The 21337-nt window shown below is 42.2% G+C and carries 20 protein-coding genes and 1 tRNA gene; 12 read left to right on the top strand and 9 right to left on the bottom strand.

Annotated elements, in window-relative coordinates:
* Positions 1-35: 35 nt before the first annotated feature.
* Positions 36-1634, top strand: coding sequence for a carbamoyltransferase (locus tag E3E24_RS03500; RefSeq protein WP_206204941.1), 1599 nt, complete (start codon positions 36-38; stop codon positions 1632-1634).
* A gap of 85 nt (positions 1635-1719) precedes the next feature.
* The gene (locus tag E3E24_RS03495) at positions 1720-2889 is read left to right on the top strand and encodes a pyridoxal phosphate-dependent aminotransferase (RefSeq protein WP_167886021.1); all 1170 of its coding nucleotides are present in this window, start codon (positions 1720-1722) and stop codon (positions 2887-2889) included.
* A 102-nt stretch (positions 2890-2991) separates the two neighbouring features.
* Here the strand turns inward: E3E24_RS03495 and E3E24_RS03490 are convergent, their stop codons facing one another.
* Positions 2992-3642 (bottom strand): YfcE family phosphodiesterase, encoded by a 651-nt coding sequence (locus tag E3E24_RS03490; RefSeq protein WP_167885646.1) that lies wholly within the window; start codon positions 3640-3642, stop codon positions 2992-2994.
* Positions 3643-3728: 86 nt separating this feature from the next.
* Here E3E24_RS03490 and E3E24_RS03485 point away from each other — a divergent pair, with 86 nt between their 5' ends.
* Together E3E24_RS03485 and E3E24_RS03480 are read left to right on the top strand one after the other, a co-directional pair.
* Positions 3729-4061 (top strand): hypothetical protein, encoded by a 333-nt coding sequence (locus E3E24_RS03485; protein ID WP_167885645.1) that lies wholly within the window; start codon positions 3729-3731, stop codon positions 4059-4061.
* A gap of 179 nt (positions 4062-4240) precedes the next feature.
* Positions 4241-4450 carry a hypothetical protein gene (locus tag E3E24_RS03480; RefSeq protein ID WP_167885644.1) on the top strand — a complete coding sequence of 70 codons (210 nt, stop codon included), beginning with the start codon at positions 4241-4243 and terminating at the stop codon, positions 4448-4450.
* On the opposite strand, the gene glp is transcribed toward E3E24_RS03480, so the two are convergent.
* On the bottom strand, positions 4447-5637 hold the full coding sequence (glp, locus tag E3E24_RS03475) for a gephyrin-like molybdotransferase Glp (RefSeq protein ID WP_167885643.1): 1191 nt from the start codon (positions 5635-5637) through the stop codon (positions 4447-4449). The two genes, E3E24_RS03480 and glp, sit on opposite strands and share 4 nt — an antisense overlap.
* 24 nt (positions 5638-5661) lie before the next feature.
* Entirely contained in the window at positions 5662-6171 is a 510-nt protein-coding gene (locus E3E24_RS03470) for a molybdenum cofactor biosynthesis protein B (protein ID WP_167885642.1), read from the bottom strand.
* 97 nt (positions 6172-6268) lie between these two features.
* Between E3E24_RS03470 and E3E24_RS03465 the strand changes: the two genes are divergently transcribed.
* Positions 6269-7024 carry a class I SAM-dependent methyltransferase gene (locus tag E3E24_RS03465; RefSeq protein WP_167885641.1) on the top strand — a complete coding sequence of 252 codons (756 nt, stop codon included), beginning with the start codon at positions 6269-6271 and terminating at the stop codon, positions 7022-7024.
* A 231-nt stretch (positions 7025-7255) separates the two neighbouring features.
* Positions 7256-9919 carry a valine--tRNA ligase gene (locus E3E24_RS03460; protein WP_167915651.1) on the top strand — a complete coding sequence of 888 codons (2664 nt, stop codon included), beginning with the start codon at positions 7256-7258 and terminating at the stop codon, positions 9917-9919.
* Between the two features lie 13 nt (positions 9920-9932).
* On the opposite strand, the gene trm10 is transcribed toward E3E24_RS03460, so the two are convergent.
* Positions 9933-11048, bottom strand: coding sequence for a tRNA (guanine(9)-/adenine(9)-N1)-methyltransferase (trm10, locus tag E3E24_RS03455; protein WP_167886020.1), 1116 nt, complete (start codon positions 11046-11048; stop codon positions 9933-9935).
* Positions 11049-11129: 81 nt separating this feature from the next.
* Between trm10 and E3E24_RS03450 the strand changes: the two genes are divergently transcribed.
* Positions 11130-12281 (top strand): DUF763 domain-containing protein, encoded by a 1152-nt coding sequence (locus E3E24_RS03450; protein WP_167885639.1) that lies wholly within the window; start codon positions 11130-11132, stop codon positions 12279-12281.
* 93 nt (positions 12282-12374) lie between these two features.
* Positions 12375-14132, top strand: a complete 1758-nt coding sequence (locus tag E3E24_RS03445) for a DUF4352 domain-containing protein (RefSeq protein ID WP_167885638.1) — start codon at positions 12375-12377, stop codon at positions 14130-14132.
* 177 nt (positions 14133-14309) lie between these two features.
* Here E3E24_RS03445 and E3E24_RS03440 read toward each other — a convergent pair.
* A tRNA-Val gene (locus E3E24_RS03440) sits at positions 14310-14386 on the bottom strand.
* Positions 14387-14436: 50 nt separating this feature from the next.
* Positions 14437-15402: a DNA cytosine methyltransferase gene (locus E3E24_RS03435; RefSeq protein WP_167885637.1), complete on the bottom strand. Its 966-nt coding sequence runs from the start codon at positions 15400-15402 to the stop codon at positions 14437-14439.
* Positions 15403-15480: 78 nt separating this feature from the next.
* On the opposite strand from E3E24_RS03435, the gene E3E24_RS03430 reads away from it, so the two are divergent.
* On the top strand, positions 15481-15768 hold the full coding sequence (locus E3E24_RS03430; protein WP_167885636.1) for a DUF357 domain-containing protein: 288 nt from the start codon (positions 15481-15483) through the stop codon (positions 15766-15768).
* A gap of 17 nt (positions 15769-15785) precedes the next feature.
* Positions 15786-16175 carry a DUF555 domain-containing protein gene (locus E3E24_RS03425; RefSeq protein WP_042680490.1) on the top strand — a complete coding sequence of 130 codons (390 nt, stop codon included), beginning with the start codon at positions 15786-15788 and terminating at the stop codon, positions 16173-16175.
* A 14-nt stretch (positions 16176-16189) separates the two neighbouring features.
* On the opposite strand, the gene E3E24_RS03420 is transcribed toward E3E24_RS03425, so the two are convergent.
* Together E3E24_RS03420 and E3E24_RS03415 are read right to left on the bottom strand one after the other, a co-directional pair.
* Positions 16190-17059, bottom strand: coding sequence for a hypothetical protein (locus E3E24_RS03420; RefSeq protein WP_167885635.1), 870 nt, complete (start codon positions 17057-17059; stop codon positions 16190-16192).
* Entirely contained in the window at positions 17046-18041 is a 996-nt protein-coding gene (locus tag E3E24_RS03415; RefSeq protein WP_167885634.1) for a hypothetical protein, read from the bottom strand. The genes E3E24_RS03420 and E3E24_RS03415 overlap by 14 nt, the downstream gene beginning before the upstream one ends.
* A 133-nt stretch (positions 18042-18174) precedes the next feature.
* Here E3E24_RS03415 and pyrG point away from each other — a divergent pair, with 133 nt between their 5' ends.
* Positions 18175-19776: a glutamine hydrolyzing CTP synthase gene (gene pyrG / locus E3E24_RS03410; RefSeq protein ID WP_167885633.1), complete on the top strand. Its 1602-nt coding sequence runs from the start codon at positions 18175-18177 to the stop codon at positions 19774-19776.
* Here pyrG and E3E24_RS03405 read toward each other — a convergent pair.
* Positions 19773-20738 (bottom strand): hypothetical protein, encoded by a 966-nt coding sequence (locus E3E24_RS03405; protein ID WP_167885632.1) that lies wholly within the window; start codon positions 20736-20738, stop codon positions 19773-19775. The two genes, pyrG and E3E24_RS03405, sit on opposite strands and share 4 nt — an antisense overlap.
* A gap of 116 nt (positions 20739-20854) precedes the next feature.
* Here E3E24_RS03405 and E3E24_RS03400 point away from each other — a divergent pair, with 116 nt between their 5' ends.
* A complete protein-coding gene (locus E3E24_RS03400) occupies positions 20855-21250 on the top strand; it encodes a 30S ribosomal protein S8e (RefSeq protein WP_167885631.1) in 396 nt (131 codons plus the stop codon).
* Positions 21251-21337 lie beyond the last annotated feature (87 nt).

Raw genomic sequence — 21337 nt, 5'->3', positions numbered from 1 at the left:
TCGCCTTTTCTTTTCTATTCTCTCGGTGATTCATTATGATACTTGGAATTCACGATGGCCATGACGCTGGAGCAGTTCTAATTAAAGATAAAGAAATTTATGCAGTCAATGAAGAGAGGCTTAACCGAATTAAGCATTATCGCGGCTTTCCAGAGCTGAGCATAGCTAAAGTGCTAGAAATAGGAGATGTAAATCCAGAAGAAGTTGAAATTATTGCAGTTGCCGGTATTTTTAGAAAGCGCTCTCGCCTTCTAGAGCTTGAAGAAAACCTAAAGAAGATTTTTGGGGAGGACTTTAAAAGGAAGATTCTCTACGTTGAGCACCATCTAGCTCACGCAGCCTCAGCTTATTTCACTTCTGGCTGGAGAGATGCAGTTGCTTTAAGCATTGACGCTGCTGGCGACGGCTTAAGCTCATCAATCTACATCTGCAGAGATGGTGAGATGATTAGGATTGCCCAAAGCACATATCTTGATTCTTTGGGGGATTTCTATGCATCAGTTACGGAACTTTTGGGATTTAAACCCATGAGACATGAAGGGAAAATTATGAGCTTGGCAGCTTATGGAAAGCCGAGCTATGATTTGTCTGCGATAATTGAGCTCAATGATCTGACCTTTGAAAATCATCTTAAAGTTGTTGGAATTGAAGCAACTAAAAAGCTCGCTGAGTTCTTCAACTTTCCTTTTGAGAGAGCTAAAGAAGTTTCTGCAAATCTCAAGAAGGGGAAGCTTGATGGAGAGCTGGAGAGGGAAGCTATTGAGATAGCAGCATCAGCTCAGAAGCATCTGGAAAAAATTGTTGATGAACTCGGGCTTAAGCTTACAAGATATGGGTTGCCTTTAACCTATGCCGGCGGTGTTGCGCAGAATGTTAAAGCAAACATGGTTTTAAGAAAACATTTTCCTGACTTGTGGGTGTTTCCAGCAATGCATGACGGTGGTTTAGCCTTTGGAGCTGCTATCTTTGTCAAATCACAGCTTGAAAGACTAGATGGTAGGTGGAAGCCATTTAAGCTGAAGCATGTTTATTTGGGACCTTCTTACTCTGAGAGTGAAATTGAGGAGCTCTTGAGGAAAGAGGGAGTTAGGTATGAGGAAATCAGTGATGTTTCTGGTTTTGTTGCTGATTCCCTAATTGATGGAAAAATCGTAGCCTTTTTCCAAGGAAAAATGGAATTTGGACCAAGGGCTTTGGGTAACCGTTCTATTTTAGCTGACCCAAGAGATGAGAGCGTTAAAGAAAAGCTCAACTTGGCTTTGAGGAGAGATGTCTTCCAGCCATTTGCACCCACGATTTTAGAGGAGAGGATTGGGGATTATTTAGTTGACCCCTATCCAAACAAGTTTATGACGATGAGCTACTATGCCACAGAGGAATTTGCAAAAACAGCACCAGCTGTTGTTCATGTTGACGGCACGACGAGACCTCAGACTCTTGAAAGAGAAGATAACCCGAAGTACTATGACATAATTAAGCTCTTTGAAAAGCAGAGTGGAGTTGGTGCTGTGCTAAATACCTCATTTAATATGCACGGTGAGCCGATAGTTTGCTCACCTAGAGATGCCCTTAACAGCTTCAGAAAGGCAAAGCTCGATGTGCTGGTTTTGGAGAAGTTTGCTGTTTATTTGTAATTTTTCGACTCTATTTTCCTTAAATCGAATATTTTACAGCGGCAAAATTATAAGTCTCAAAGCTGAGTTCATTTTGGTGATTCTCATGGCGCTAAGTGATGTATTAGAACGTGTAAATCCTTCTGAAATTAGAAAGCTTTTTGATTTGGCTCAAGGTATTGAGGGAATAATCTCATTAGGAATTGGAGAGCCGGATTTTGATACTCCAGAGCATATCAAAGAATATGCAAAAGAAGCTTTGGACAAGGGACTAACGCATTATAGCCCTAATGCTGGAATCTTAGAGCTTAGAGAAGCGGTTGCTGAAAAGCTGAGGAAGGATAATGGCATTGATGCAGACCCTAAAACGCAAATTATGATAACTGTCGGCGCTAATCAAGCCCTATTGATGGGCTTTGCAACATTTCTTAAGGATGGAGATGAAGTTTTAGTGCCTTCACCGATGTTTGTCAGCTATGCTCCTGCTGTTATTTTAGCTGGAGGAAAGCCCGTTGAAGTCCCAACTTATGAAGAAGATGAATTCCGCTTGAATGTTGATGAGCTTAAGAAGTACGTAACTCCAAAAACGAGAGCTCTGATACTCAACAGCCCAAACAATCCAACTGGATCAGTTCTAACTAAAAAAGACCTTGAAGAGATTGCAGATTTTGCAGTCGAGCATGATTTGATTATTTTGAGCGATGAAGTTTACGAGTACTTTGTCTATGATGGAGTTAAGAACTACAGTATTGCCTCCCTTGATGGAATGTTTGAGAGGACTATCACAATAAATGGCTTCTCAAAGACTTTTGCAATGACCGGCTGGCGTTTGGGCTTCGTCGCTGCTCCAGAGTGGGTAATCGAGAAGATAATTAGGTTCCAGATGTACAATGCAACTTGTCCCGTGACGTTTGTTCAGTATGCAGCTGCTAAGGCTTTGAGGGACGAGAGGAGCTGGAAGGCAGTTGAGAAGATGCGCAAGGAATACGACAGAAGGAGGCAGATGGTCTGGAAGCGCTTAAATGAGATGGGACTGCCGACAGTCAAGCCTAAAGGGGCGTTCTACATATTCCCACGCATAAAAGACACTGGGCTAACGAGCAAAGAGTTCAGCGAGCTTATGATTAAGGAAGCAAAAGTTGTAGTAGTTCCGGGAAGTGCTTTCGGAAGGGCGGGAGAAGGCTACATAAGGATCAGCTATGCAACAGCCTATGAGAAGCTTGAAGAGGCCATGGACAGAATGGAGAAAGTGTTGAGAGAAAGAAAGCTTGTGTGACTTTTGCATTTCTATTTTCAATTTTGCATCAAATTTTTGCAATGGAGGATGATGTTTTATAGCTCCTGATGCAGCTTTTTACTGCTGGATACCCAACACTTGCTAAAGCTTCTCCAGCGTTATGTTTGCTCTCCTCTCTTTGTCTATATCAATTACAGCGTAATATCCTTTAAACAAGGGGCCTGGATTGACTATTAATGTCTTTCCAATTTCATCGACTCCCCTCGCTTCGTGAATGTGACCGCATATAACTAAAGGAGGCTGCTTTTCTTCTATGAATTTTCTCAAAGCTTTGCTCCCCACGTGGAGCCCGGTAAAGGTCTTATCAACCTTTGTTCCATAGGGAGGAACATGCATTAGCAGAATGTCTCCATCGCGGTAGTTTCTGTTTAAGCTCTCCCAGATTTCCTCATCATGGAACTCCCAGATTGTTGAGAAAGGAGTTATGTTTGAGCCGCCGAACCCTACAATTCCAATTCCATTAATCTCGATTCGTTTATTGTGAAGGCTTATTCTAAGCTCCTCCAGAAGATTTAAAACATCTCTACCGTCACAGTTGCCCATTACAGCGTATATTGGCTTTCCAAGCTCCAAGAAGTAGCTTAGACTCTTTTCTGCACTTTCTCTGCCTTTGAAATGCGTTATGTCACCGGCTATCAAAATGATATCAAACTCCTCTCCTTTAAGTCTCTCAGCCAACTGCTCAGCTTTGTTGGAATTTCCGTGAATGTCAGTTACTACAATTATTCTCATCTAACCACCCCCACACTAATTTAGCAATCAATCCTTTAAGCGTTAGCCTTAAATCTATGAAAATTTTTTCATGAATTGGTGAGATTATGGAAGAGTGGAAAGAACAGCTTAGGGAGGAAGGATACATAGAGATTGGGGACTTTTTCATCGAGCTGAGTATTGATATGGAGTGTCCCTGCAAAGACGATGAAGTTTATCCCACAATAACCGTTTATGATAACAAAACTGAGAGCTGGTACTATATAGATGAGCCTTTTGAGCCAGTCAATAACTTCACGGAGGCGTGGGAACAGGCAATAAAAGTTCTTGAGGATTACATAAACGGAAAAGAGCCGAGGCTCAAAAGAAGCCCAAAGAAATTTGCATCTGATGATGTAATTAAAAGATTTGCAGAAGCTCTGAAAACTTTAAAGAGGTAAAAATAGGACCCCCGGAATCTTAATCAGAAGCCAATGTTTGAATTTTAAACTATTTGCAGAATTTAGAATGAACATTTGAATTCTCTTCAAATTTTGTAGATTTAGCCCCAAATTCTGCAAAAAATGCAGAGAAAAGCTTATTTAGCCCAAACACAATCTTATTTCTGGGTGTTAAAGAAATGAGCGTTGCTCCTTCCCGTAAGGAGTCTGACCTTATCAAAGAATTAATACCCTGGGCAAGGCATGATGCCATTGTGCAGGCATTTAATGAAAGGGAGAAAGAAAGGAGAGAAATTTTAGAAATGGTTGAGAATTTTCAAGACGCATCTTTTCTCCCAGAAGGGGCTAGAGAGATAATTGGAAATATCGGAAAGAAGAGTAGAGATTAATAGAGCGTCACCTCAACTTCTTCTCCTTCTAGGTAACCTTCACTGTCCTCTGGAATCGTTATGTATCCATTGCTCTCCACTAAAGAGCTTATCAGCCCACTTCCACTTTTCCTTATTGGCTTTGCCTTTCCGTCCTCATACCAGACTTTAACGAACTCATATCTACCGAGGGTTGACGGGACTTTTGCTGTCAGCTTTGCTTTAACTTTAGCTGGCTTGAAGTTTGCTCCGACAAGCTTTGCGAGGGCGTATTTGACGAAGAGATGGAACTGAGCAAATACTGCAACTGGATAGCCGCTCATTACAAAAACCCTCTCGCCGTATCCTACAGGCCTCCCTGGCTTTATTGTGGTTCCGTGGAAGAGCAACTTAACAAAGCGGTGAGCGTAATCCTTGTCTCCAAATGCACTGCCCCCTGTAATCAAAACCAAATCACACTCGTTCTTAGCTTTCTCAAGCTTTTCTCTGATAACATTCTCATCGTCGGAAACAACTCCGTAAAATACCGGCTCTCCGAAGTACCGCTTAACTAAGCCCTTCAGCATTATTGAGTTGCTTTCTAGAATCTTACCACTCTCAAGAGCTTTTCCATCGAGTTCTTCAATGAGCTCATCTCCCGTGACAATTATTCCAACTCTTGGCTTTCTCTTAACCTTCACCCTCTTTATTCCAACGCTTTTTAGGAGAGACAAATCCTGAGGTCTGAGGATTTGTCCTTTCTTGAGTATAACTTGTCCTTTCTTTATGTCCTCACCTTTGAAGGCAACGTTCTGTCCCGGAGCAACAGGTCTCAATACGTAGATTCTGTTTCCTTCCCTCTTCACATGCTCCTGCATGATGACGGCATTGGCGCCTTTTGGCAGTTTATTTCCTGTCATGAGCTTCACAGCTTTTCCTGATGTAACCTCTGCCTTGCTCTCCATTCCAGCAGTTATTTCGTCTATGACCTCAAGCTCAATCGGATTGTACTCTCTCGCTTGGAAAGTGTCTTCAGCTCTTATAGCATAGCCGTCAACTGCTGAACGGTCGAAGGGCGGAGAATCAATCGGACTCTTCACGTCTTCAGCGAGAACCCTTCCAAGGGCATCGTTCAAGCTTACCTCTTCTGTGTCTGGGATTTCCTTAATGTCGCTAATCATCAGATTAAATGCTTCCTCATAGGGAGTCAGCTTTTTGAATTCACGCATATGCATCACCAAATGCCTTTTATTTCATTCCCTCGCATGCTTTAAGATATGATAGGCCTCACTTTTGATTATCTCAACTCCAGTTTTCACGGCATTCAAGCTGCCTGGCAAGCAAAAGACCACTTTGCTTTCTTTGTCCCTTATTATTCCAGCCGTTGCCCTTGTGAGCACAGCGGCAGTCCCGATTTCCTCAAAACTCTTGAGTCTGAATATTTCCCCAAAGCCAACAAGCTCTTTATCGAAGAGAGGCCTTATAGCTTCAATTGTGACGTCTCTCCTCGTTATTCCAGTTCCACCTGTTGTAATTACAACATCTGCCTTTTCAAGGGCTTCAAGTACTGCCCTGAGGATTGCAAGCTTTTCATCTGGAACAATCTTGTAGTAAACGTTCTCGTTCCCCGCTTTCTTCAGTTCTTCAATTATGTAATAACCGCTTAAGTCCTCCTTTTTACCAGCACTTGCAGTATCGCTAACCGTTATAACCGCAAATTTAAACTTCTTGGGGGCTTTTGCTCTGTGCTCCTCGTGGGACATTTTTACACCACCGTTTAACACTATGCAGAGAGGTTAATAACTTTTAGCCTGTACGCAAATTTATAAAAACTTCTTTTTATATTTCCTTGGTGATACAATGCACGAGCTTTACACTGTTTTGGCTGAGTACTACGATGTGATTTACAAGACTAGGGCCGAGAGAATTGCGGGAGAGATAAATTTCGTCGAGGAAATTTTCAGAAATGATGCAAAAAGGAAAATTAGGAGAGTTCTTGACTTAGCTTGTGGAACTGGAACTCCAACGATTGAGCTAGCACAGAGAGGCTACGAGGTTGTTGGCTTAGATTTGCATGAAGAAATGCTAAGAGTTGCAAGAAGAAAAGCCCAAGAGCTTGGGCTAAATATTGAGTTCATTCAAGGAGATGCAACAAAGCTGGAATTTGAAAATGAGTTTGATGCCATAACAATGTTCTTTTCAAGCATTATGTACTTCGACGAAAATGCAATTAAAGAATTATTTAATTCTGTAATTAGAGCATTAAAGCCAGGAGGAGTATTTGTTGCGGACTGGTCTAATCTATGCTTTTTACAGTTTGATAGAACTCCGACTATATGGGAAGAGAAGAACGGAGATGAAACAGTAATAACAACAAGCTGGAAGGAAATTGAAAATGCAACCCAAAGGTTCCATTTGAAATATTTAGTTCAAATTTTAAAGCCTAATGGTACTATTAGAGCTTTCCACGTTCACGAGGTTCTTAATGCCTACACTCCCAGAGAGCTCCGTCTTCTTGCAGAAAGATACTTCAGTGAACTCAAAATTTATGGGGATCTTAGAAGGAGCCTAGGGATGAACGCATACAGATTCTGGCTCGTTGGAATAGCACCTTAAACTTTTTAAACTCCGAGTTCATCTTTATTCTTTGGTGGTGCCTATCGTCCATCGGAAGGCTCTTTGAAGCTTTTAGTATCTTTAAGAGAAACAGCATTAGCTGGCACCATCCAGTCGATTTTAATGCAAGAAAAGCCTTTTCTTCAGAGGAACTCCTCAGCTTAAGAGAAGAGATTAAGCTTTTTAAACAAACCCACCATATAGGGAAACATCACGCTGGAGGTTGATAACATGCTGCCGAAGAATTATAATCCCGAAGAAGTTGAAACCAAGTGGCAGAAGTTCTGGTTGGATGAAAAGATCTACAAGTATGAGCTCGATGAGAAAAAACCACCGTATGCAATTGATACACCACCACCATTCACAAGCGGAACCCTTCACTTAGGTCACGTGTTAAGCCACACATGGATTGATATCGTGGCGAGATATAAGAGAATGAGGGGCTACAACGTTCTTTTCCCACAGGGATTTGACAACCATGGTCTCCCAACGGAGCTCAAGGTGGAGAAGGAGTTCGGCATAAGCAAGGACGAGCCAGAGAAGTTTCTGCAGAAGTGTATCGAGTGGACTTGGCAGGCTATTGAGGCAATGAGAAACCAGTTTATCAGAATTGGTTATTCTGCTGATTGGGACTTAGAGTATCACACGATGGATGACGAATACAAGGCTTTAGTGCAGAAATCTCTGCTTGAGTTCTATAAGAAAGGTCTGCTTTATCAAGCAGAACACCCTGTGTTCTGGTGTCCAAACTGTAGGACTTCCTTAGCTAAGGCTGAAGTGGGTTACGTGGAAGAGGACGGCTTCCTCTATTACATAAAGCTCCCACTGGCTGATGGAAGCGGCTACATTCCAATAGCAACAACAAGACCAGAGCTTATGCCAGCTTGTGTAGCTGTATTCGTGCACCCGGATGACGAGCGCTACAAGGATTTAGTCGGTAAGAAGGTAAAACTCCCAATCTTTGAGAGAGAGGTTCCAATCTTAGCCGATGAGGATGTTGATCCAAGCTTTGGAACTGGAGCAGTCTATAACTGTACTTACGGTGATGAGCAGGACATAGTGTGGCAGAAGCGCTACAACTTGCCGGTGATTATTGCGATTGACGAATATGGAAGGATGACAGAAGTTGCCGGTAAATACAAGGGCATGAAGACAGAGGAAGCAAGAGAAGCTATCGCAAAGGACTTGGAAGAGATGGGCCTGTTATATAAGAAGGAGAAGATAAGGCACAGAGTGCTGAGACACACAGAGAGAAGCAGCTGTATGGCTCCAATCGAGTTATTACCCAAGAAGCAGTGGTTCATTAAGGTGAAGGAGTTCACAGAAGAAATTATAGAAGTTGCGAGACAAATAAGGTGGTTCCCAGAGGATATGTTCTTAAGGCTTAAGGACTGGGCAGAGAGCATGGACTGGGACTGGGTTATCAGCAGACAGAGAGTATTTGGAACTCCAATTCCATTCTGGGTGTGTAAGGACTGTGGCGAGATAATCCCGGCAAGAGAAGAGGACTTGCCAGTTGACCCAAGATTTGACAAGCCACCGGTGGATAAGTGTCCAAAGTGCGGTTCAACTAACTTAGAAGGAGTTAGAGACGTCCTCGACTGCTGGATTGATTCATCTATAACTCCACTCGTTATAACAAAGTGGACTAAGGATGAGAAGTGGTTCAAGCACAACTTCCCAACAGCCCTGAGACCTCAGGGAACGGACATTATCAGAACATGGGCGTTCTACACGATATTCAGAACGTATATTCTCACTGGACAAAAGCCGTGGCATGACATCCTAATCAACGGAATGGTGGCTGGTCCAGATGGCAGAAAGATGAGCAAGAGCTATGGAAACGTCGTTTCACCGGAGGAAGTAATTCCAAAATACGGCGCTGACGCTTTAAGACTCTGGACAGCACTGGCCCCACCGGGAGAAGACCACCCATTCAAGTGGGAAATTGTGGATTACAACTTCAGATTCCTGCAGAAGCTCTGGAACATCTTCCGCTTTGCAGAGAGGCACATCAAGGATTTGGACTACAATGCAAACAAGGACATCAAGCTCGAGCCCCTTGACAAGTGGATACTCTCAAGGCTTCACCGCCTAATCAAGTTCGCAACAAATGAGATGGAAATTTACCGCTTCAACTTGCTCACAAGGGAGCTTATGACTTTCATTTGGCACGAGGTTGCAGATGACTACCTCGAAATGATCAAGCACAGACTTTATGGAGACGACGAAGAGAGCAAGCTTAAGGCAAGAGTGGCATTGTATGAGCTACTATATAACATTTTGCTATTGCTTGCACCTTTTGTTCCTCACATAACTGAGGAGCTCTATCAAGAGGTCTTTAAGGACAAGGTTGGAGCAAAGAGCATCCACCTCTTGGAGTGGCCCACTTACAAGGAAGCAAGGATTGACGAGGAAGCTGAAAAGCTCGGAGAGCTTGCAAGAGAGATCATCGGCGCAATGAGGAGATATAAGAACTCACACGGCTTAGCCCTAAACGCAAAGCTCAAGCATGTGGCAATTTATGCAACCGACAGCTATGAGATGCTTAAGCTCATAGAGAAAGACATTGCAGGGACAATGAACATTGAGAAGTTAGAGATTGTAAAAGGCGAGCCTGAGCTTGAGGAAAGAATCGTCGAGATCAAGCCAAACTTCAGAACTGTAGGACCAAGATATGGAAAGCTCGTTCCAAAGATTGTTGCATACCTCAAGCAGAACGCTGAGGATGTGTCAAAGGCACTCAAAGAGAGCGGAAAGGTGGAGTTTGAAGTTGAAGGGCAGAATGTTGAACTCGGCAAAGACGATATAGTGCTCAGGAAGGCAGTGTTCAGTGAAGGGGAAGAGGTAGAGACTGCTATAGTTAAGGATGCGGTGATTTTATTCTTTGCTTGATTTTTCCTTTTCTTCAACAATTATAACACAGCAGAGCCGCTCTCTTCAGCAGAATAACCCTGTAGAGCTTTCCGTTGATAATTCTCGCTACCGCTATCTTGTTGAGATGATGTATTTTCTTTCTCTCAAGTGCTATAAGGTTCAGCTCCCTCAGCACCTGCACGAAGTCCTCCCACCGTATGTTGAGCCATTTTGAATACTCATCAAAGAGCTCTTTCTCCACAACCAAATATTTCTTGCCGTCTATCAGATATCTCCTCTTATGCTTCGGCAGTTCCTTTCTTAAGCGCCACCTTGCATGTAATGGTGACTGCACTGTAAGAATGGCTTCCTCCATGCTTTTGCCTTCTACGAGCATCTCAAGGAGGATTTTGAGTATGTGATTGATTCTGTCTGGGACTCCAATAATGTCTCCTCTAAGAACAATTTTCCTCCTTCTAACCTTGATTCCTTCACTTTCAAGAGCTTCCCCAATCTTCGCAGTGGTTCCCTTTTTAGTTCCACCGGTATCGACAATCCCTCCGATGATAAAAGCCTTAACATCAAAGTCTCTCTCGCTTAAAACTTCCTCAGCTCTCGGATCGAGGAGGACAACTTCATCAATACCCTTCTCCTTTAAAAACTCTGCAGTTGAGCCCTCATAGGCTGTGACTCTGTCAAGAGGAAAATGTGCTTTTTCTTTAAACTCTTCGTTGACCCATGTTAACGCTAAAAGCTCGCTCCAGAGGTAATCCCTCAAAACACCATAACTTTGGGCAGCTTGGAGAGCAACCTTATTTTTTTCCTTTTCTGTGTGCTTTTCCCAGTGCATAAGGTCGATTATAAAGTAGGGGTAATCATTTGGAAGCCTTGCTCTTAAATCTTCGGGAGAAATAACCACCTTAAACTTCTTTGCTATGCATGATGGAGCGTAGGCGTATTTTGCTCCCTCTGTTCTTTTTCCGCTTAAGTCCCAAGCTATTGCTGTAGGCTCATCAACTTCAACTATAGCTCCCTTACCTTCAAGAACATCCAACGCTATATCCTGCAGCTTGTTCTTTGATTTTCTATATCTCTTTGAAAGCATGCCTATCTTGTCTATTCCTTTTTCTTTGAGCAGCTCTACAAAAATTTCGCTAAGCTTTTTCATTGGCATCGGTTTGAGCATCGGCAGTGAATTTTTAAGGTTTTCTCTCAAAGCTTAATAACTTCAAAAGCAGATACATTAGTGATGAGAAGAGGCATTGCTGAGCTTCCTCTTCACGGCGGTCATGTTCCTCCTTGGCTAGCTGCACGTATGAAAAGGCTGGCAAGGTTAGTGCTCATTCTTTTGGTTGATGAATACGGCACAAAAGGAGTTCTTGAGAGGTTAGCAGATCCGGTTTGGTTCCAAGCCTTAAACAATCTCATCGGCATGGACTGGGATTCGTCAGGAAGCACAACCGTAACAACTGGAATTTTAAAGGAAGTTCTCTCAAAGGAAGAGCTCGGCATAAAAGCCGCTGGAGGCAAAGGTGCAAAGAGCAGGGAAACTCCAGCCCAATTGAAAGATATATGTGAGAAATATGAACTCGACAGCAGTGAATACGTCAGAATTTCCCGGTTAGTTGCCAAAGTTGACACAGTTGCTCTGCAAACGGGCTATCAGCTTTACCACCATGTCTTCTTCCTTGATGAAGAAGGAAACTGGGCAGTTGTTCAGCAGGGCATGAATCCGAAGGTCAAGCTCGCGAGAAGATATCACTGGTTCGATACTGAGAGCTTTACGCTAGAGCCTCACAAAGGGATAAGCGGAATCAAGCTTGAGTATGCGCTGAATACTGTTGATAAAAACACAAAGGAATACCAAAAAACCCTGCTCGATCTCGTGAAAGAAGACCCAAAAAAGCTTGAAAAAGAGCTCAAAACTCTTACAGCAGTTGCAAAAGGTTACAAGCCGCTGATTGTTTACAAACCTTATGAAAAACTAAATCTGTTCGATACAGTTAAGAGATATAAAAGTCTGGGACAGATTGAGCTGAACCAGAGGGCTTTGGAGCTTGCGAGAGAGCTCGATATTAAGAATTATGATGAGCTCTTACTCCTCAAAGGTCTTGGTCCAAGCACGCTGAGGGCTTTGTCCCTTGTATTAGAGCTTGTGTATGACGTCCATCCTTCATGGAGAGACCCAGTTACTCATCCTCCTGATCCTTTTAAGTTTGCCTATGCCGTTGGTGGAAAGGATAGGGTGCCTTTTCCGATTGACAAGCCCACCTACGATGAGCTGATTTCTTTCCTTGAGAAGCTTGTTGAGAAGAATCCGCAAGAAAGGACGATTGTTAAGGCTGTTACAAAGATAACCAGGGGCTGGAGATTCCCTGACGAGGAGAAAAGGCCAACATAGACTTGCCCAAGTTTCCATATTCTCGGCGTTCCAACGGTCAGATAATACAAAAAGCTTAACTATCTTTTCACCTTTACATAATTAGGGGTCTTCATGAGAAAGGCCCATATAATGTTGATGTTTTTGTTGACAATAATTATTAGCGGATGCCTCCAGAGTCAACCTTTTACATCACATACATCAACAACCACTCAGCAAAAAACCATATCCCTCTCAAACATGAGTGTCACTTCCCCAACAACTACAACAACCCCAATTCATATCATATCAAAAGAACAAATTAAGGACTTCAAATTAACAGTTAACTGGAAAGAAAGTGCGAATGTTCTTGTTCTGTATTTGGAAGTTCAGAATCAAACGACCTACACAAAAATTGATGGAAAGCTGAAGGTGACAATAAGGGACGAATTTGGGTTCCTCATATATAACGGCACGTTAACCATCCATAAATCTGACTTCCAGCCCTACACGGGGAAATTCACGGGAGTATCTGAAAATCTCACCAAAGTTACGGTATATAAGGCTCGCTACATAATAACAGACTTCCAAAAAGGAGTTTCCAGCAGTGGTATTGTCAACGCAACACTAATCGCTGGAAATACGACGTTAAAAAGGACGTTCATAGCCATGAACCTCCCCAAGATGAACGAAAAAGAGAGAGGGGACTATTTTGAAAATCTTTATCTCAAAAATGCAAAACCATTAAACATAACTCAGATAGATGGAGATGTTGCGCTTGAATTCTACCGCTACGGGATTTATATCCACTATGGAAACCTCAGAAAGTACTTAAGAATAGACGCCAAGCTCAGGAACATCGGAAACTACTCAATTGAAGTAATAGGAAGGAAACCCGCAAAGCTTACAGTTGATGGATTTCCAGTAGAAGAGTATCACAGTGAATTTTGGTACGGTTATCCCAAAAAGCTTGAGCCCGGTGAATACATAAAAGAAATATTTCTGTTTCCGATGGAGGAAATAATCTTAAACAGCGAGGAATTCGTGTTTAAAGTTCAAGAAACAGAAATAATCCCCGAAAGGAAAGTTACAACAAAGCTCTCTGGACTTAAACCCCTCTTGGAGTATAAGAATGCGAACATATCCAAAGTAGCTCAAAAATTCCCTATCGAGATAACACTGGTGAAATATGCCGTCTTTGAATATGAGACATTTGAAGGCAAAGAAAGAGGGATAAAAGTTATCCTGAGAATTAAAAACACTGGAAACAAAGAAATAACAGTTGATTTAAACGAGATTAGCCTTGGGGGCAATGTAAAAATAGCTCCAATCAATTGGCTCCTAACTGTAAGCCCCAATTCAGAAAAGGAAGTATGGTTACTGTTCCCCTATGTTCAAGGAAAGACGGAATTAACGGTACATCTATACGATTTGATCGAATACAAGGAGGAATTTCTTGAAATCCCACTCGAAATAGAGGTAACTCCAAAACCGAACGAAATAGGGATTAACAAGACAATAGAGGCCTACCCCCTTGTAATCACATTGGAAAAAGTTGAGAAAATCTCATACTTAGAAATCAGTAAGCTAAAACCTCTCGTAAAAGTTTACTTTAAACTAAAAAATATTGGGGAGAGCAGCCTCTTGCTCAATGTTGAGCAATGGAAACTAATAACCTCAGAGGGCATTATTAGGCACGGGGACATTGTTATGAGCAACATCAGTGGCAACATGGAGCTTAGTCCAGGAAGCTATGCATCAGGCTATGTAGCATTCAACGATATTCCCGATGACACTCAATATAACTTAGAAATCACAATTCCAAGTGCTCTAAAAACAATAACATTTAACGTTAAGCTGCCAATAAGACTTAGGGGAATAGAAACTTCTTAATTGACTGTCTAGTCTATTCGTTTGGAAGCCATGCTCATGCTAATACCAAAGAGATAAGGAAATAAGCGAGAAGAAATTGAGAACTGTCAAGAGAGACACAAAATGACGGAGGGGTTTGGGAAGATTGGTCGGATGGGAGAAACGTATGAGGATGTGATTAGAAGATTGCTCGATTTCTGGTGGGCCCGCGGGGATTCGAACCCCGGACCTCCGCCTCGTAAGGGCGGCGTCATGACCAACTAGACCACGGGCCCATTCCCGACAAAGTTAAAGCGAAGGGGAGATTATAAATCTTTCGCTAATCTTAATAATCGCCTTCATCAAGTTTCTCCTTCACGTATTCGGCTATTGCCTTTGCAACTGTTGGAGGGACTGCTTCACCAACGCTGTCATACTGCACATCCCTTCCACCGAGGAATATGTGGTAATCCGGATATCCCATCAACCTTGCCTGCTCTCTGACAGTTAAAAGCCTGTCATCGAAGGGGTGAATGAACCTGCTACCGCCTTTGACTGTGGGTGCAATCTTGTAAGGATGAAGTCTAACCCAGTTCGTGAACTTCCTCTGTGAGTCTCCAAACTTATGCATTGCCATTCCCCACTTAAGCCTCATAATTTTCCTCTGCTTCCTTGGTGAAAGTGGAACATATCTGTGGTTGGGAATTTCCAATGCTTCGGGAAGCCTTGGGTCAGGTAAATCCCCGATCACATCCCACACTGTCAGCTTTTCCTTAACCCTCTTAGGCTTGATGCGAATGTTCGAAATAAATACTCTCTTCCTTCTCTGAGCGGTTCCGTAATCTTGAGCATCCAAGATGTTGAAGTAAATCTCTTCATAACCCGCTTTCTCAAACTCGTATCTCAAGGCATCCTTAAGCTCACCTTCCATAATTTGAGGCACTTCCTCCATAACAAATATCTTCGGCTGAAAATCCTTCACAAAGCGAATGAAGTGCAGAACGAGCTGTCCAATAGGATCGTTGTAGAGTCTGTCAAGAGGATTCTCCTTTCTTTTTAAATTTGCTGCCGTGTAGGGTTCACAAGGAGGTCCACCGATTATTACATCTGGCACTCCAACGTCTCTCATTACATCTAGGGTGTGAACTTTCTTGATGTCCTCGATATACATCTTGACCTCTGGGAAGTTGAACTTGTAGGTTTCAGCCTTTGGGGCAAAATTTTCGATAGCTGCCAAAATTTTAAATCCTGCCTCCTTAAATCCTCTGCTAAATCCTCCCGCACCAGCAAATAAATCAATGAGCGTGTACATAGATATCACCTCACTCATCATTAGTGAATAAGCAAGGTTTATAAGGATTTCAAGTTAGCTATAGCTGAGGCGAGACCGGTGGAGCGAGAGATCAGCGAAGAAAAACTCAAAAAATACTTTGAAATAACAAAACAAGCCCTCGAGAAACTTGAAATAGCAGTGCATGAGAAAAGCCTCCTCTATTCTGTTGCGAAAGACTTTTTAACCATGGCAAAAAGCTACTACAGTGATGCCAAATACTACTACGAGAAAGGTGATTATGTGACTGCTTTCGCCGCTTTAAACTATGCACATGGCTTTATTGATGCTGGAGTTAGGCTTGGAGTGTTTAAAGGCGAAGACAACAGACTCTTTGCCTTCGGGTGAGTGACGAGGTGGGAAAAATGGGCGATTATATCGTTGTTTTGGAGGCTCCAATAATTGTGAGAGACGTTGAGACACCAGAGGATGCGATAAATGTTGCCGTATCAAAGGTTGCGAAAGCTTTGAATAAGGAAAAGCTTGACTTCGTGAAGGTTGAAATTGGCTACTCCCAATGCCCTGTGTGTGGAAGCCCGTTTGAGAGTGCTTTCGTTATTGGGAGTGTTGGTTTAGTTGGAATTTATTTGACTCTTAAAGTCTTCAATGCCCAGAGCTTAGAGCATGCAGAGAGAATCGCAAAAGCTGTTGTTGGAAAGGCCTTGAAGAGAGTTCCGCTCAAGGTTTTTGAAATTAAGGAAATTCATAACGGAAGAGAGGGGGAAGGAGTCCATTTTGACGAAGAAAATGCTTGATTTTTGATTTTTCTTTATACCCCCAAATTTTCAGCAGAGCTCATGTAAACAAATGCACCTCCATAGTTTGAAATTGTGGTATTCAGCAGAATAGCAGCAAAATACAGCCAGATTAATGCATCCTTCAGAGAGTATGATTGAAGCTCCGTTACTGCAAAGACAGCTCCTCCAAGTAGAATGAAGAAGTGTGAGTTTGTTTTTGCTATGTTCCACATAACGTCGAGGGAGAAAATTTTCTTTTCACCAGCATAGATTGGAGCAACTAGTGAAATTCCACCCGTTAACATAATTCCAATGACTACTTTAGCTATGGGCATTGCAAAGGCGATGGGTATTGCAATGAGTAGGGAGACAACAAAAAGCAGAGAGCCGTTGAGAAGGTAAGCTAAGATTAGGAAAGGTGTATTTTTAAAACCCTCTCCAATTATTCCAAGTAAGCTGAGTTCCTTTCTCGTTTGGGCTTCTATGAAAGCAATAGACATGGCATAATTAAAAGCAATGCTCACGAGAATACTGAGAGTAAAAATAAGTATGAGCTGCTTGAATTTCCTTCTGAGCTCACTTTTGACCCTCATATAACGCTGATATGTATCCTTGTAAACAGTCAGTCCATTAACGGTGACTGTTGGAGCATTTTCTCGATAGTAAGTGTCATCACAGCTCCATGAAATGTTCGCTTCCTTTTCAAGCAGCTCTCTTGCCTCTTTTGTGTTTTCCATAACTCTATGGCACATTATTGAGTCATCTTCCTTTATCATCTGCTCTTGGATTTTGTTAAGTTCTCCGTAAAGCTGGAAGACTGGGAGAGTGAGAGGGAGAAATATCACGTGGCTAAATACTAACGCTAAAATTGGGAGTGCAACTAAAAGCCTAGTAGATTTCATTTGTCCTCACCTTGATACCTCTAAGCGTGACATACAAATTCAATCCACCAACCGCTGAAAGTAGAAAAGCCACAAATAACAGCAGAGATGCCAAGACAATTGTTGAAGTTTTCGGAATGAGCATGAGCTTGTTAGCAATCCATGTGAGAGCTGTGATGATTACTCCAAATCCCAAGCAAGTCCAGAAATTATTCCACACCAGCTCAAAAGCCTCTAAAATTGCGGAGAGCTTTTCCTGGAGGAGATATATTGGGAGAACCATTGAAAATGCCGAGGACAGCAAAACAGTATATACAATGAGAACTGCCCTTAAAATGGAAAGAACAAAGCTGCCAGCTTCATATTTAATCAGACTCACAAAGAAATATGCAGCAAAACCCCCAAAGAATATAAGCACACCTAGAGCAAGAGCCGTAGCTAAGCTCAGCAGATAGACCAGAACCACTGAGGGTAAATTCCCTGCCCCTTCCTTAAGCAAGGATTTTGCTGAAAAATTCCGCTTTCCCTTCAGCCAGAGCCAAGAAGCTTTGACTAGGGAGTACTCAACAACAAAAGAGATTAACATAAAAATCAAAGCTGGAGCAAGATAGAACTTAAGAACATTGGAGATGAACTCTTCTCTCTTCTCCTTGACTACAAAAACAGGCTCTTTGTAAATTAGATATCCATCTTTGACTGTTATCAATGGATTCCCCTCGAGCTTTTCAATGTCACAGTTCTCGTGTAGAACTATCACTTTCCATTCTGCTTCATCCCTATTGTATGGAGCTAATGCGATGCAGTTCTGCTCAAAGTATTTGTTAATTTCCTCTTGAGCGTTCCAATACCTATCCCCATTACCCTCTTGATAGTCTTTTGCAAACCTCGACGTTAACGGGAAAGGCAGAACTACAAGGAGCAGAAATGCCAGACTGATTAATTTTCTAACTTCCCTGCTTTTTATAATGACAGTTAATAGATTTCCCATCGCAGTGCCGATCATTATACAACCTCAAAGAGTTAAGACTAATAAGAGTATAAAAGGTTTTCTATAGTCAAGGTTTCCAAATGAGTGTCAAATAAAGCTTTTAAGCACTTATCAATCAATTCCCAACATAACGTGTGGAGGTTTTGCTATGACAAAGTTCATATTCGTCACTGGTGGTGTCGTGAGCGGTCTGGGAAAGGGAATAACAAGCGCATCAATAGGCCTCCTCATGAAAGCGAGGGGCTTTAAGACTACAAACATTAAAATTGACCCGTATCTCAATTATGACGCCGGAACTATGAATCCCTATCAGCACGGTGAAGTCTTTGTTCTCGATGATGGTGGAGAAGTCGATCTGGATTTGGGCAATTATGAGCGCTTTTTAGATACTAATCTTACATTTGACCACAACATAACGACGGGAAAAGTTTATTCTGCCGTTATTGAGAAGGAAAGGAGAGGGGATTATTTGGGTGCAACAGTTCAAGTCATTCCGCACATCACAAACGAAATTAAGGAAAGAATAAGGAGAATAGCCAGGGATTATGATGTTGTTATCGTAGAGATTGGCGGAACTGTTGGTGATATCGAGAGCATGCCCTTCTTAGAAGCGGCTCGTCAGATGCAGCTTGAAGAAGGAAGAGAGAATGTTGCATTCGTCCATGTAACTTATGTTCCAAAGCTTAAAGTCGTTGGGGAGCAGAAGACAAAGCCAACTCAGCACAGTGTTAAAGAGCTCCGCTCTTTGGGTATCCAACCAGATGCAATCGTTGCAAGAAGTGAAGATCCTCTTGAGGAAAGCGCGCGTAAAAAGATCAGCCTCTTCACAAACGTTCCAGAGGAAGCTGTGATAAGCGCATATGACGTTGAAGACACTTATGAGGTTCCGCTTTTGCTTGAGAGAGAAGGACTCGGAAAATACCTCGTTAAGAGGCTCGGTCTTGAGGATAGAGAGCCTGAATTGAAAGCTTGGGAGAAAATGGTTGCTAAATACAAGAGCCTCAAAGATTCTGTTGAAATCGCAATAGTCGGAAAGTACGTGAAGCTCAAGGATTCATATCTGAGCATAATCGAGGCATTGAAGCACTCAAGCGTCGCAAATGATGTAAAGGTAAAAATCAGATGGATTGAAGCAGAGGATGTCGAGAAATACGGCACTGACTTGCTTGAGGGTGTTGACGGCATAATAGTGCCCGGAGGATTTGGTGCAAGAGGGGCTGAAGGTAAGATGATGGCAATCAGATATGCAAGAGAAAATGACATTCCGTTCTTGGGAATATGCTTTGGATTCCAGCTGACTGTTGTAGAGTTTGCAAGGAATATTTTGGGATTCAAAGGAGCACATTCGACGGAAATTGACCCAAATACACCCTATCCCGTCGTTGATTTGCTGCCTGAGCAGAGAGGCATTGACAAGCTTGGAGGAACAATGCGCTTGGGAGCTTATCCTGTGAAAATTAAGCCAAATACGTTAGCTCATAGAGTATATGGAACAGAACTTGTGTATGAGAGACACAGGCACAGATGGGAGGTTAATCCGGATTACATTGAGGAGTTTGAGAGAGCCGGTTTAATTTTCAGCGGAATATCTGGAGATGACAAAAGGAGGATGGAGATACTTGAATTGCCAGAGCATAGGTACTTCATTGCAACACAGTTCCATCCAGAGTTCAAGTCAAGACCTATGAAGCCAGCCCCAGTGTTCAGAGGACTGGTAAAAGCGGCAAAAGAAAAGAAATTCGGAGATTAGATATCAAAATCCTCTTCTAGCTTTTCTTTCTCATTTGTTTCCTGAAATTCTCTCTGCACTTCTTCCAAGATTTCCTCTTCAAGGTCTTTCTTTTCCCTTGTAAGTTCGAGATAAAGCATTAGCCCGCCAACAGACATAACTGCTTGCATTAAAGCTTGAAACGGTGCTTCAATTAAATTCAAGAGCAGCTGCGCTGCAAATCCTGACGCTCCCAATGCTACAAGTCCTATGAAAGAACTTGGTACTATCATGATCAGAACCACAGAAATCAACAACAGAATTCCAAACGCTAAAGTTGAGAGTTTATTTTTGAAAGCCACTGTAAAACACTCAAATGCTGCTCCTATTGAGCCTTTGATGACATAGATTGGAACTGCCATTGAGCTCAAGCCAACAAGGAAGAAAACCAATGGGAGCTCAATTATTATCACAAGGAAGACAGCTGCCAGGAGAAGACCTTCAGATCCCGTCATTGCTCCAGCTGCCAGGGGAATAATGACCAGAATGAGCGGAACCATTATTATTGCAAGCACAATTAACCCTATGATGAGGTTTACAAGGAATACTTGGATCATGTTCCTGAAACCTTCTATGAAGAGCTGGGATAGGGAATATTCTTCCCCTTTCTCTGTTGTGAGAACCCCCTTTATAATTGCATACTGGCCGATTGCATTTAGCAATGCTGAGAGAACTCCCAGAAAGGAGAGGATTTTAATGTAATCCATGAATTTTTCCATATCCTCTTTTGAAATTATGCTACCATACTCCTCTACTATAACGTTTCCCTCTTGTTTTTGCTCAATGTTCTTTTGCATCTCCTCCGTAAATAACGTTGTGTAGTCCTTCAAAAGGTAAGCTGAGATTGGTGCAATTAGGAGTGCAATAACGAGAGGTATGAGCAGAAGTTTTGGATGTTTTGTTATAGTCTCGATAGTTTTGGCAAAGGCATTTATAGCTCCCATAACTACCACCTTAATCAGTAATTTATCCAAAGTGTTTTAAATCTTTTCTGGGAAAAAGCTTATAAACAAACTCCTTAAAATGCCCTTAGGATTAGGATCATCATGAGGTGAGAGATATGGCAATTTGGCAAGGAAGATCACTCAAAAAGCCTTCAGGTGGAAGAATTGTCCTCGCAAGAAAGAAGAGAAAGAGGGAGCTTGGAAGAGAGCCAGCCTTCACTAGGGTTGGCGAATACAAAGAAGAGAGAAAGATCATCAGAACATTTGGTGGAAACAGAAAGGTAAGACTTGTTCAGGCACTCTATGCAAACGTATTCGACGGAGGAAAGGGCAAAAAGGTAAAGATACTTAGTGTCGTCGAGAACCCAGCAAACAGGCAGTACGTTAGAAGAAACATCATCACAAAGGGCGCAATCATTCAGACTGAGATTGGGAAGGCAATTGTAACCTCAAGACCAGGGCAAGATGGTGTTGTTAACGCTGTTTTGATAAAAGAGGAGAAGAGCGCCTGATTTTGAACCTTTTCTATAATTTTACAATTTTAATTTTGCTGACCCTTTTTGCATAATAATTGTGATGTGGATAGCTTAATATATAAT

The sequence above is a fragment of the Thermococcus sp. LS2 genome (assembly GCF_012027375.1).
Classification (GTDB): Archaea; Methanobacteriota_B; Thermococci; order Thermococcales; family Thermococcaceae; genus Thermococcus_B.
This window is presented reverse-complemented; position numbering and strand designations above follow the sequence as displayed.